The 13,399-nt window shown below is 75.9% G+C and carries 5 protein-coding genes; all 5 read right to left on the bottom strand.

Annotation, left to right across the window (positions count from 1 at the left end):
• Positions 1-3,150 (bottom strand): non-ribosomal peptide synthetase (locus tag ACZ6ZR_RS29210; protein ID WP_465647330.1); only part of this gene is annotated, 3,150 nt, incomplete at its 3' end.
• Positions 3,151-3,153: 3 nt separating this feature from the next.
• Positions 3,154-7,095 carry an amino acid adenylation domain-containing protein gene (locus tag ACZ6ZR_RS29205; RefSeq protein ID WP_465647328.1) on the bottom strand — a complete coding sequence of 1,314 codons (3,942 nt, stop codon included), beginning with the start codon at positions 7,093-7,095 and terminating at the stop codon, positions 3,154-3,156.
• The gene (locus tag ACZ6ZR_RS29200) at positions 7,092-11,672 is read right to left on the bottom strand and encodes an amino acid adenylation domain-containing protein (RefSeq protein ID WP_465647326.1); all 4,581 of its coding nucleotides are present in this window, start codon (positions 11,670-11,672) and stop codon (positions 7,092-7,094) included. Before ACZ6ZR_RS29200 ends, ACZ6ZR_RS29205 begins: the two co-directional genes overlap by 4 nt.
• Positions 11,673-11,675: 3 nt before the next feature.
• Positions 11,676-12,725 carry a MupA/Atu3671 family FMN-dependent luciferase-like monooxygenase gene (locus ACZ6ZR_RS29195; protein WP_465647324.1) on the bottom strand — a complete coding sequence of 350 codons (1,050 nt, stop codon included), beginning with the start codon at positions 12,723-12,725 and terminating at the stop codon, positions 11,676-11,678.
• A 10-nt stretch (positions 12,726-12,735) separates the two neighbouring features.
• Positions 12,736-13,399: phosphopantetheine-binding protein (locus ACZ6ZR_RS29190; RefSeq protein WP_465647322.1), on the bottom strand; the 664-nt coding region annotated here is incomplete at its 5' end.

Below are 13,399 nucleotides of genomic sequence, written 5' to 3'. Positions count from 1 at the left end.
CTCACCGGTGCCGGCACCGTCCAGCTGCCGTGCGAGGGTGGCGATGTCCGGGTGACGGAAGAGGTCCACCAGGCCGAGGCCGGGGTGGCCCCGCTCGCGCAGCGCGGTCTGGACGGCGAGCAGGCGGATCGAATTGCCGCCCAGCTCGAAGAAGTTGTCGTGCGCCCCGACCCGGTCCAGCCCCAGGACGGCGGCCCAGAGACCGGCCAGCATCAGCTCGGTGGGTCCCTGCGGGGCGGTGTACGGACGCTCCGACTCGGGCCGGGCGCCCGAGGGTTCGGGCAGCCGGGCCCGGTCGACCTTGCCCGAGCGGTTGAGCGGCAGCTCCGGAAGCAGCTGGAGGGTCTCCGGCACCATGTAGCCGGGCAGGCGTCCGGCCAGCCAGCCGCGCAGCTCGGCCAGGGCCGGGGCCACCGCCGGATCGGCGGGCACCGCGTAGCCGGCCAGCCGGCGGTCCGCGCCGGTGCCGAAGACGGTGGCGGCGGCCCGCGAGACGTCCGGGTGGGCGGCCAGCACGGTCTCGATCTCGCCGAGCTCGACCCGGAAGCCGCGCACCTTGACCTGGCTGTCCACCCGGCCGAGGTAGCTCAAGGTGCCCCCGGCGTCGAAGCGGCCCAGGTCGCCCGAGCGGTACATCCGGGAGCCGGGCGGGCCGTACGGGTCGGCGACGAACCGCTCGGCGGTCAGGCCCGGCCGGCCCTGGTAGCCCCGGGCCAGGCTGTCACCGGCCAGGTAGATCTCGCCGGCCACGCCGACCGGCACCGCGCGCAGCAGCGGATCCAGCACGTAGGCCCGGGTGTTGGCGACCGGGCGGCCGATCACCACCTGCTCCCCGGGGAGCAGGGCGGCGATGGTGGAGTAGACGGTGTTCTCGCTCGGCCCGTACGCGTCCAGCAGGCGGCGGCTGTCCACCGCCCAGCGGGTGACCAGCTCGGGCGGGCAGGCCTCGCCGCCGACGGCCAGGGTGCGCAGTTCGGGCAGCGCGCCGGGCGGGCAGGGCAGCGACATGGCGGCCGAGGGCGGCAGGAAGGCGTAACTGGCGTGCGAGTCGCGAAGGCGGGCGAACAGGGCCTCGCCGAGCCGTTCGTCCTCCTCGGCGAGGTGCAGCTCGGCTCCGGCCACCCAGGTGAAGAACAGGTCGGAGACGGCCACGTCGAAGCCGAAGGAGACGTACTGGAGCACCCGGTCGGCCTCCGTCACCGGGAACTGCTGACGGACTGCGGTAGCCAGGTTGGTCAGAGCGCGGTGCTCGACCGCCACGCCCTTGGGGATGCCGGTGGAGCCCGAGGTGTAGAGCACGTAGGCCAGGTCGCCCGGGCCGGGCTCGCCCACCGGCCGTGCCGCGGCGGCGAGTTCGGGCCCGTGCCCGCCGAGCACGCCGACCTGGACGCCCAGGCCCGAGACCCGCTCGGCGGTCGCCGCGGTGGTCAGCACCAGGGCGGCGCCGGCCTCGGTGAGCATGTGGGCCAGCCGGGCCGGGGGCTGCTCCGGGTCCAGCGGCAGGTAGGCGCCGCCGGCCCGGAGCACCGCGAGGGCCGCGACGGCCATCTCGGCGGTGCGCGGCAGGCAGAGCCCGACCGGCACCCCGACGCCGATCCCGGCGGCGCGCAGGCGGTCCGCCAGCTCGTCCGCCCGGTCCAGGAGTTGACGGTAGGTGAGGGTGGTGCTCCCCGCGACCAGCGCGAGGGCTCCCGGGCGCTCGGCGGCGCGCTCGGCCACCAGGTCGGGCACCAGGCGGTCGGTGGTGGGGGTGCCGGTGGCGTTCCACTCGCGCAGGATGCGGTGGCGGTCTTCGGCGGGCAGCATGCCGATCTCGGCGATCGGCCGGTCGGGACGGTCCAGCAGACCGTCCAGCAACTCCTGGAAGCTGCGCACCCAGGCCCGGACGGTCTCCGGGTCGAACAGGTCGGTGCGGTGGAAGAACCGGGCCACCAGGTCCTCGCCCAGCCGCTCGACGTACAGCATCAGATCGAACTTGGCGTCCGGCAGCAGCAGTTCGATCCGCTCGGTGCGCACCCAGGGCAGGTCCAGCCGGAGCTCGGTGTCGTCGTCGTAGGCGAACATCACCTGTACCACCGGGTCGTGGCTGAGCTGCCGACCGGGCGCGACGGCGTCCACCACGGCGCCGAACGGCGCGTCCTGGTACGGGCGGGAGGAGTCCAGCCGCTCCCTCAGCGAGTCCACCAGGCGGTGGAACGAGAGGCGGTCGTCCAGCTCGGTGCGCAGCGCCAGGGTGTTGGTCAACATGCCGACCATGCCCTGGAGTTCGGGCAGGTCCCGGCCGGAGACCGGGAAGCCGACCACCAGGTCGCGGCGGCCGGAGATCCGGGCCAGGAAGGCGTGGTAGGCGGCGAACAGCACGGTGAAGGGGGTGGTGCCCCGGCTGCGGGCGAGCCCGGCCAACCGGGTCCGGACGGCCTCGGTCAGCACGAAGCGCTCGGCCCCGCCCTCGGCCGACTGCACGGCGGGACGCGGACGGTCGGTGGGCAGCTCCAGGGTGGCGGGTGCACCGGCCAGCTGCTCGCGCCAGTGACCGACCGAGGCGTCGAAGCCGCCGCTCTCCTGCCGTTCCCGCTGCCAGGCGGCGTAGTCCGGGTACTGGAGCGGCAGCGGTTCCAGCTCCTCGCCCCGGTGCAGCGCGCCGAGTTCGGCCAGCATCAGCTGGAGCGACCAGCCGTCGCAGACCGCGTGATGGACCGTCAGCAGCAGCAGGTGGCCGCCGCCGTCCACCGTGTAGACGGTGCAGCGCAGCAGCGGGCCACGCGCCAGGTCGAACGGCCGGGCGGCCTCGGCCAGCATCACCGGGCGGGCCTGGGCCAGGGACTCGACCTGGCCGAACCGGACCTCGACCCCGGCCCGTTCGGCGACCACCTGCCGGCACTCGCCGTCCTCGACGCGCAGCGAGGTGCGCAGCGACTCGTGCCGGGCCACCAGCGCGTCCAGCGCGCGGGTGAAGGCGGGCAGGTCGAACGGGCCGTCCACCGCGAAGGCGGCCGGTACGTGGTACTGGGCGCTGCCGGGGTGCATCCGGTCCAGCACCAGCAGCCGGGCCTGGGCGGGCGAGACCGGGAACTCGTACTCCTCCGGCGGCGGGACGGGCCGGTGCTCGGCGGACTGGTGATCGGCGGACTGGTGATCGGCGGGCGGCATCGGTCAGAACTCCCTGAGGATCGGGGCGAGGGCGGCGGCGACCTCGGCCGACGGGCCGGGGCGGACGATCTCGCTGTGGTTGCAGTCGATGTCGTGCACCCGGACCTCGGCCGCACCGGCCAGCCAGGCGTCGGCCTTGGTCCGCGAACTCACGCCGTCCGGCTCGGCGGTGGCCGAGAACAGGTCCACCACACCGTCGAAGGCGGGCGGGCGGTAGCTCTGCGAGAGCTCGATGTACCGGCTGCGCATGTCGACCAGCGCGTTCAGCCGCCGGTCGCTCCAGCCACCGAACGGCCCGTAGACGGACCGTACTTCGGCGAAGGCCTCGGCTCGGGACAGCGGCCCGTCCCCGGGCACGAAGCCCGGGGAGCCGTTGCGGAGCAGGATCCGCAGGGTCTCCTGCTCGACGAACTCCGGGGACACCTGCTGCTCGATGCCGGTCTCGGCGAGCGGGAAGGTGTCGAGCGCGCCGACCAGACCGACCGGTTCGCCCTGCTCGCGCAGCAGGGCGGCGATCTCGTAGGCCATCAGGCCGCCGAAGGAGTGACCGATCAGCAGGTACGGGCCCTCCGGCTGCACCTTGCGGATCAACTCCAGGTACTCCAGAGCGAGTTCGCGCATGCTGCCGGGGCGGCGGGTGGAGCCGAGCAGGGCGGCGGACTGGACGGTGTACATCGGCCGGCCGGGAGCGAGGTGGCCCAGCAGACCGGTGTACCCCCAGCCGAAGCCCATCCCGGCGTGCAGGCAGATCAGCGGAGTGCGGGTGCCACCGGCCCGCAGGGTGAGCAGCGGGGCGGCGCTGTCGTCGGCGATCGGACCCGCGCCGTCGAGCCGGTCGGCCAGTCCGCCCGGCGTCGGCGCCTCGAGCAGCACGCTGATCGGCAGCCGGACACCGAGCGCCGACTCCACGGCGGCCGACAGCCGCATGGCCGTCAGCGAGTGGCCGCCGGCCGCGAAGAAGTCGGTGTCCGGCCCGACCGCCGGCAGACCCAGCACGCGGGCGAACAGGTCGCAGATCACCCGCTCGCGCGGGGTGCGCGGCGCGAGCGCCACGGGGGCCGGGGCCCCGGGGAGCGGGAGCGCGGCACGGTCCAGCTTGCCGTGGGCGGTGAGCGGCAGGTGACGGAGCACCAGATAGGCGGCGGGGAGGAGATGGGCGGGCAGCTGCTCGGCGGCGTGGCGGCGGACGGCGGCCAGATCGACCGCGGTCACCGCGCCGTCGGCGGGTTCCGCCCCCTCGGTGGCCGCCGGGTCATCGGTGGGGACCAGGTAGGCGACCAGGCGGCGGCCGCCGGCCGGGTCGGGCCGGGGCAGCACCACGGCACGCTCCACGCCCGGGGCGCGGGTGAGTACGGCCTCGGTCTCGGCGGGTTCGACCCGGTGGCCCCGGATCTTCACCTGTCCGTCGGCCCGGCCGGCGAACTCCAGCTCGCCGTCGGCCGTCCAGCGGGCCAGGTCCCCCGTGCGGTACATCCGGGTGCCGGGCGGCCCGTACGGGTCGGCGACGAAGCGTTCGGCGGTCAGGCCCGGCCGGTCCAGGTAGCCCCGGGCCAGGCCGGTGCCGGCCAGGTGGAGTTCGCCGACGGTGCCGACCGGGGCCGGGCGGAGCAGCGGATCCAGCACGTAGGAACGGGAGTTGTCGAGCGGACGGCCGATCGGCAGCGGGCCGGGGCCGTCCCCGGGGCCGGCCCGGTGGGTGGCGGCGAAGGTGGTGCTCTCGGTCGGCCCGTAGCCGTTCACCACCGTGGTGTCCGGGCAGTGCGCGCGGACCAGCCGGACGGCCTCCGGATCGAGCACGTCACCGCCCGCCCAGACCTCGCGCAGCCCGGCCAGGGCTCCGGGGTCCAGCTCGGCCACCGTGCGGAACAGCTCGGCCGTCAACCAGACGGCGGTGAGCCGGTGTTCGGCGATCAGCTCGCGCAGCAGCCCCGGGGTGAGCCGCACGGGCGGGGCCAGCACCACGGTGCCGCCGTTCAGCAGCGGCACCCAGAGCTCGTAGGTGGCGGCGTCGAAGCCGTGCGGGCTGTGCAGCAGCACCCGGCGGTGGGCGGCCGGGTCGAAGCAGGAGTCGGCGGCGAGTTCGGCCACGTTCCGGTGGGTGGTGACCACGCCCTTGGGCGTACCGGTGGAGCCGGAGGTGTGCATCACGTAGGCGGCGGTGTCCGGGCCCACCGTCGGCAGGGTGACGGCGGTCCGCTCCGCCGGGGCGGCGGGGTCCAGCACCCGCACGGACCCGGGCAGCCAGTCGGGCGCCCGTCCGGCCAGCAGCAGGCGGGCGCCGGTGTCGGCGAGCAGCCGGGCCAGCCGGGCGGGCGGCTGCGCCGGGTCGAGCGGGACGTAGTGGCCACCGGCCCGGACCACCGCGAGCTGGGCCACCACCAGCTCGGGCGAGCGGTCCAGGAGCAGCGCCACCGGCGCGCCGGGCAGCACCCCGGCCGCCACCAGCCGGGACGCCAGGTCCTCGGCCCGGGCAGCCAGTTCGGCATGGGTGAGCACCAGCGGGCCGGCCACCAGGGCCGGGGAGTCGGGAGCGGCGGCCACCCGCCGGGCGTGCAGCTCCGGCAGGCTCAGCCCGCTCTCCGGGCGGGGCCGGCCGTGGAAGGAGGCGAGCAACTCCCGTTCCACCGACGGGAGGACGTCCAACTCACCGACCGTCCCGGCGGCCGGTCGCTCCGAGGCCAGCTGCTCCAGGGCCCGGACCAGCCGGGCCACCAGCCGCTCCGCCCCGTCCCGGCCGATCCGGTCGGGACGGTGGGCCAGCCGGAGCAGGATCCGCTCACCGACCACCACCGCCAGCGTGACGGGGTAGTGGGTGGCGTCCCGGACATCGGTCAGCCGGGGGCCTTCGGCGGCCTCCTCGGGGCGCGGGTAGTTCTCGAACGCCAGGACGGTGTCGAAGAGTTCACCGGCACCGGCGGCCTGCTGCACCTCGGCCAGCCGCACCTGGTGGTACGGGGCGAGCCGCAGTTGCTCCTGCTGGATCCGGGCCAGCAGGGCTTCCACCGGCTCCTCGGCCCGGAGCCGGACCCGGACCGGCACGGTGTTGATGAACAGGCCGACCATCCGCTCCACGCCCGGCAGTTCGGCCGGGCGGCCGGAGACCACCGCACCGAACACCACGTCCTCGGAGCCGGTGGTACGGGCCAGCACCAGGGCCCAGGCGGCCTGGGTGAGGGTGTTGAGCGTGACGCCGGCCGCGCGGGCCCGGGTCCGGAGCAACTCGCCCAGCCCGGGCGGCAGTTCGAGGTCCACCACGCCGGGCAGCGGACCGGCCCCGCCGGAGCCGGCGGACCGACCAGGCCTGCCGGGCCCGTCGGACGCGACCCTGGTCGGCTCGGCGCCGCTCAGCGCCTCCCGCCAGGCCTCGGCCGCCACCGCCTCGTCCTGGCGGCGCAGCCAGGCCAGGTACTCCTTGTACGGGGCGGGCGGCAGGGGCTGCCCGCCCGCGTACAGCGCGGCCAACTCCTCGGCCAGCACCGGCATCGACCAGCCGTCCACCAGGATGTGGTGGATCGTCAGCACCAGCGCCGACGCACCACCTGGCAGGTGCGCCAGCAGGGCGCGCAGCAGCGGCGGGCGGCCCAGGTCGAAGCGGACGGCCCGGTCCTGCTCCAGCAGCCGCGCCAGCCCGGCCTCGGCGCCGGCCTGCCCGGAGAGGTCGACCTCGCGCCACGGGACGGTCACCCGCTGCGGGACCAGCAGCACCGGGCGGTCCACGCCCTTGTGGCGGAAGCAGCCGCGCAGGTTCGGGTGGCGTTCCAGCAGGGCCGCCAGCGCCCGGCGGAGCGCCGCCGCGTCGACCGCCGCGCCCCCCTCCGCCCGGCCGGGCAGGTCGAAGCGGGCCTGCACCAGGTACACGTCCGGCCCGTCCGGCTCCAGCAGGGTCTGGTAGAGCAGGCCCTCCTGGGTCGGAGTGGCGGGCAGGATGTCGGCGATCCGGTTCACCAGTCCCCCTCGGCGTCGAAGTCGTCCTCCAGCAGGGCGATCTGGTCCTGGCTCAGTTCGACCAGCGGGAAGTCGGAGCTGCTGGCCCCGCCCGCCCCCTGCTCGGCGGCGTGCGCGGCCAGCACCGCGAGCGCCTCGAACCAGCCCTCGGCCAGCTCCGGCACCCCGGGCGCCAGCGCGGGGTCGTAGGACCAGGCGGCGACCAGCCGTTCGCGGCCGTCCGGGCCGGTCTCGGCCACCGCGTCCAGCTCGACCGGGTGGGCGAGCGGCAGCCCGTCGCCCGCGTCCAGCAGCTCCAGGCCGCCACCCGAAACACCGGTCCGGCCCAGGTAGTTGAAACGCAGTCCGGGCTCGGGGAGGGCCGCCAGCAGCGGCCCGGCCGCCGGGTGCAGGTGGCGCAGCCGCCCGTAGCCGAGGCCGCCGCCGGGGACGGCCCGCAGGTGGTCCTTGACCAGCTGGAGGGCGGTGCCGGGCTCCCGGCCGCCGCGCCAGAAGGCGGCGGCGCCGGCCGGGCCGGCGTCCAGCCGGACGGGGTACTGGCTGGTGAACCAGCCGACCGTGCCGGACAGGTCGACGTCCGGCGCCTCGCTCTCCCGGCCGTGCCCCTCCAACTCGGCCAGCAGGGAGGTGCCTTCGCCGCGCTGCCGCAGGGCGGCGGCCAGCAGGGCGGTCAGCAGCACCTCGTTCGGTCCGCAGCGGAAGGCGGCCGGGACGGCGGTCAGCACCTGGGCGGTGGTCTCGGGCGACAGCTCGGCCCGGTGCACCGTCCGCTCCCGTCCGGGGCGGCGGACCGGCCGCTCGGCGCCGGCCAGGACCTCCTGCCAGTAGGGGAGTTCGGCCAAGGCGGCCTCGGCGCCGTCGGTCAGCAGCTGCGACCAGCGGCGGAACGAGGTACCGGTCGGCGGCAGCTCGGCGGCCGGATCGGCCAGCAGCACGGCGAGTTCCTCGGCCAGGATCCGCCAGGAGACGCCGTCCACCGCGAAGTGGTGCACGGAGAGCAGCAGACGGCCGTCGTGCTCCGGCCCCCGGTCGTACCAGGTGGCGGCCAGCACCCGCCCCTCGCGCGGGTCCAGGGCGGTGGCGGCGGCCCGTTCCTCCGCGTCCGCGCGCAGCTCCAGGTCGGTCAGGCCGGCGGCGTCCACCCGGGTGAGCCCGGGCTCCAGCTCCGCCCCGGGAACCTCGATCCGGCCGTCGGCCGTCAGCCGCATCCGCAGCATGCCGTGACGGGCCGTCAGGGCGCGCAGCGCGGCCGCCGCCCGGTCCCCGTCCAGTCCGGCCGGGGCCGGGAGCCGGGCGGACATGGTGAAGGTCTCCAGGCGGGCGTCCTGCTCCCGCCACCAGTGCAGCACGGGGGTGGCGGGCAGGGTGCCCTCCTGCGGGTCCTCCGCCGGGCCGGTGGCGACCGGCCCGGCGAGCAGGGCGAGCGCGGCGGGGGTACGGGCGGTGAAGACGTCACGGGGCGTCAGGCCGAGGCCGGCGGCCCGGGCCCGGGAGACCAGCTGGATCGCCAGGATGGAGTCACCGCCCAGCTCGAAGAAGCCGTCCTCGGGGCCGGCGCCCGGCGCGCCGAGCAGCTCGGCGAAGAGCCCGCAGAGCAGCTCCTCCGCCGCGCCGGCGGCCGCCCGGCCGCCCTCGCGCGGCCCGGTCGCGGGGGCGGGCAGCGCGGCCCGGTCCAGCTTGCCGTGCACGGTGACCGGCAGGGCCTCCAGCGGGACCAGCGCGCTCGGCACCAGATGGGCCGGGAGCGCGGCCACCGCGTGCGCGGTGAGCGCGGCGAGGTCGAGGGCGGCGCCGGACTCCGGCACCACGTAGCCGACCAGCCGGCCGTCCCGCGGCACCACCACGGCCCGGGCCACGTCGGGGTGGGCGGCCAGCACGGCCGCCGCCTCGCCGGGCTCGATCCGCAGACCGCGCAGCTTGACCTGGTCGTCGCCGCGGCCGAGGAAGTCCAGCTGGCCGTCGGCCCGGCGCAGCGCCAGGTCCCCGGTGCGGTACATCCGGGCGCCGGGGGCACCGTACGGGTCGGCCAGGAAGCGCTCGGCGGTCAGGCCCGGGCGGCCCAGGTAGCCGCGCGCGACCGCCCCGCCGCCGAGGTAGAGCTCGCCGGGGACGCCGGCCGGCACCGGGCGCAGCCGCCCGTCCAGCAGGTACACCCGGGCACCGGGGAAGGCGCGGCCGATCGGCGGGACGGCGGGGCCGGGGGTCAGCGGATCGCTGACGGTCACCGCGGCGGTCGCCTCGGTCGGGCCGTAGAGGTTGAGCACGCGCCGGCCCGGGCGGGCCCAGGCGGCGACCAGTTCGGGCGGGCAGGCGTCGCCGCCGAGGCCGAGCACGGTCAGCTCCGGGTACGCCCCGGCCGGGACCGCGCCCAGCACCGTCGGGGGCACCATCGCGCAGGAGATCCGCTGCTCCGTCAGGAACGTGCTCAGCTCGGTGCCGACCAGCGGGCCGGGCGGCGGGAGGACCAGGGTGGCACCGGAGCCGAGGGCCAGGCAGAGCTCGATCACCGTGATGTCGAAGCTCGGCGAGCCGAGTTGGAGCACCCGTGCGCCGGGGGCGAGCCCGAACCGGCCGGTCAGCGCCTCGGTGAGGGCGGCGATGCCCCGGTGCTCCACCAGAACGCCCTTCGGCCGGCCGGTGGAGCCGGAGGTGTGGATGACGTAGCCGAGGCCGTCGGCCCGCACCGGTGCGGGCGGGAGCACCTCGGCCCGCTGCCGGTCCTCTTCGTCGAGCAGGAAGAGCGGGACCTCGGTGGGCGGCAGGGTGGCGGCGGTCTCCCGGTCGGTGACCAGCAGCACCGGCGCGGCGTCGGCCAGCAGGAAGGCGATCCGCTCGGCCGGGTGGTCGGGGTCGACCGGCAGGTAGGCGGCACCGGCCCGCTGGACCGCCAGCAGGGCGGTCAGGGTGGCGGCCGAACGGCCCAGGACCACGGCGGCCAGCTGTTCCGGCCCGAGCCCCCGGGCCGCCAGCGCACCGGCCAGCCGACCCACCCGCTCGTTCAACTCGGCGTAGCTGAGCCGGACTTCGCCGTCCATCGCGAGGGCGTCCGGAGTGGCGGAGGCCTGCCGGTCGAGCAGCGTGGCCAGGGAGTCGGGCCCGGCGGTGCTCTCCTCGGCGGAGAGCAGGCCGGCCCGCTCGGGCGCGCTCAGCAGCTCGATCCGGTCGACCGGCGCGTCCGGAGCGGCCAGCAGCCCGGCCAGCAGGGTGGTGAAGGCGTCCGCCCAGTGCTGGACCAGCTCCGGCGGGTAGAGGTCGGTGCGGATCTCCAGGGTGCCGGTGATGCCGTCCTCGACGTCCCGCATGATGCCGACCACGTCGTGCTCGCCGCCGGTGTGGATCCGCTCCGGCTCGGCGATCTCGCGCAGTCGCCGGACGCTCTCCTGCCGGGGCAGGTGCATGAACACCCATTGGAACAGCGGCGACCGGCCCGGCACCCGCTCCGGGTCCAGCGCGGTGACGATCCGTCCGACCGGCAGGTCGGCGTGCGCCAGCACCGAGGGGAACTCGGCGGCGAACCGGGCCACCAGCTCGGCGAACGTGCTCTCCGGACCGATCCGCCAGCGGGTCGGCACCGAGTTCATCACGTAGCCGATCACCCGCTCCAGCCCCTTGGCCGAGCGGTTGGCGGTCGGGGTGCCGAGCACCAGGTCGCGCTGCCCGCTGAGGCGGTGGGCCAGCACCGCGAAGGCGCTCATCAGCACGTGGTAGACGCTGGCGCCGTGCTCACGGGCGAAGGCCCGGACCACCGCCTCGGTCTCCGTCCCGACGTGGAACGGCACTTGGCGGATGCCCGGCCGCCCCTCCCCCGGAGTGAGCGCCCGGCCCACCCGGCCGACCGTCAGCGGGGCGGGTGGCTCGCCCAGGTAGCGCCGCCAGAAGCCGAGTTGGGCCTCGAAGACGCCGGAGCTCTCCAACTCCCGCTGCCAGGAGGCGAAGTCGGCGTACTGGATCTCGGGTCGGGCCTTGCCGAGCGGCCTTCCGTCCCGGACCGCCTGGTAGGCCTCGGTGAACTCGGTGTGCAGCACGTCGAAGGACCACCAGTCGGTGGCGATGTGGTGCAGCCGCAGCACCAGGGTGGAGCGGCCCTCGTCCACGGTGACGAACCGGCCCTGGATCAGCCGGTCCCGCGCCAGGTCGAAGGTGCCCCGGCTGAACTCGGCGAGGTACTCCTCGAGGGTCCGGCCGGTGGCGCGCAGATCCACCCGCTCCAGCACGAAGGGCTGCGCCGGCGGGAAGGCGATCCGCAGGTCACCGGCCTCGCCGGAGATCCGCATCCGCAGGATGTCGTGCTGCTCCTGCACGACGGTCAGCGCCCGCTCCAGGTCCTCGGCCCGGACCGGGGTGTCGAAGTGGTAGGCGCAGCACAGGTTCAGCGCGGCGCTCTCCGGATAGAGCGACTCGTAGACCCAGAGGTCCTCCTGGGCCGGGCTGAGCCGGACCGGGCCGTCCTGCTCGTCGCGCCTGGGCACCACGTCCGGGATCTCGCCGAGCCGGCCGGCCTCGGCCAGCCGGGCGAGCAGCTTCACCCGCTGCCCGCTGCTGAGCGCGGCGAAGCGGGCGGCCATCGAGCTGTTCATGCGTCAGATGTCCTTCCGGAGTCCGGCCAGCCGGTGGAGCCCGGCCAGTACCTCGTCCCTGCCGAGGCCGAAGTCGATGAAGCAGGCCACCTCGTCGCAGCCCAGGTCACGCAGGTCCGCCAGGATGCGGCGGCAGCGGTCGGGCGAGCCGAGCAGCCCGCCCCAGTCCAGGTACCGGCGGAGCGCGAACTCGGCCAGCTGGTCGGTCTGTTCGGGGGTGAGGGCGGCGGCCCGGCCGTCGTCGGCGCGGTTCGCGGCGGTCTGCGCCACGTAGGACTTGAGGTAGGAGCGGAGCGGTCCACCGGCAGTCCGGACGGCCTCGGCGTCGTCCTCGCCGACGTAGGTGTGCGCCATCAGCGTCACGGTGCCGCGTTCGGTGGTGCCGAGCTGTTCGGGCGCCGCGGCGTACGCCTCGCGGTAGCGGCGGATCTTCTCCGCCAGCTGCTCCCGGCTCTGGCCGATGGTGGCGGCCAGCACGTTGGTGCGCAGGCCACCGGCCGTGACCCAGGTCTCCGGGTTGCCCGAGCTGGTGATCCAGATCGGCAACCGCGATGAGAACGGCCGGGGTTGGGGCCGGACCGCAACCGGCTTCCCGGTGCCGTCGGGGTACTCCACCTCCTCCCCCGCCCAGAGCCGGCGCAGCAGCGGGATGTCGCGCAGGGCGCGCTCCCGGCGGTCGGCGTAGTGGTCGGGGGCCAGGACGAAGTCGGTGGAGTGCCAGCCGGTGGCGACCGAGAGGCCGACCCGGCCGGACGAGATGTTGTCCACCACCGCCCAGTCCTCGGCCACCCGTAGCGGGTGGTGCAGCGGCAGCACCACGCTGCCCGCCCGGATCCCGATCCGCTCGGTGGTGGCCGCGATGGCCGCGCTCAGCACCGGCGGGCTCGGGAAGACCTGGCCGACCTGCTGGAAGTGCCGCTCCGGCGTCCAGACGGCGGTCAGCCCGAGGCGGTCGGCCTCCCTGGCGACGGCCAGGATGTCGCGGTACGTGGCGGCGTGGTCGGTGTCGCCTCCGGCGTCGTCGGCGCCGAAGAACATCACGCTGATGTCCATGGGTGGTGGCTCACTCCTCGCCGGTGGGGGCGGATGCGGGGGTGGAGGTCGGTCCGGTACGGCTCCGGGGAATGCGGGGGATGCGCGGGATGACCGTGGCGGGGAGGGCGGCTGACGGTCCGTCGGGCCGGCCGGCGAGCTGCTCCGCCAGTCGGGCCACGGTCGGGGCGGCGAACAGCTGGACGGTGGTGACCGGCCGTCCCACCGCGGTGGTGATCCGGGCGGCCGCGCGGACCGCGCGCAGCGAGTTGCCACCGAGCGCGAAGAAGTCCTCGTGCCGGCCGACCCGTTCGAGCCCGAGCACCTCAGCCCAGACCTCGGCGAGCCGTCGCTCCAGCCCGCCGTGCGGAGGTTCGTCCGCTCCGGCCACGGCCTCGGCCGCGTGAGCGGCCACCGGAACGGCACCGTCCGGGAGTCCGGGCAGCACCAGGGCCGAGAGCCGGGCCCCCGGGTCGGCGGCCATCGCCGCCAGAACGGCCACCAGCGCGTCGGCGAACCACTCCGCCACCACCCGGTCGAAGACCTCGCTCCGGTACTCCAGCACCAGGGCGAGCCCGCCGTCCGGCCGCTCCGCGGCCTCCAGCAGCAGCTCGAACCGGGCGGCGCCGGTGCGCAGCACCTCGGTCTCCGCCACCACCCCGGGCAGCGTCAGCTCGCCGCGCAGGTTGTTCTGC

Source organism: Kitasatospora sp. NPDC088742, from assembly GCF_055584905.1.
This window is presented reverse-complemented; position numbering and strand designations above follow the sequence as displayed.

What these genes read in the sequence shown, in the direction of transcription:
- ACZ6ZR_RS29200 (WP_465647326.1), bottom strand. Translation starts at nt 11,672, where the DNA reads ATGAACAGCTCGATGGCCGCCCGCTTCGCCGCGCTCAGCAGCGGGCAG.
- ACZ6ZR_RS29195 (WP_465647324.1), bottom strand. Translation starts at nt 12,725, where the DNA reads ATGGACATCAGCGTGATGTTCTTCGGCGCCGACGACGCCGGAGGCGAC.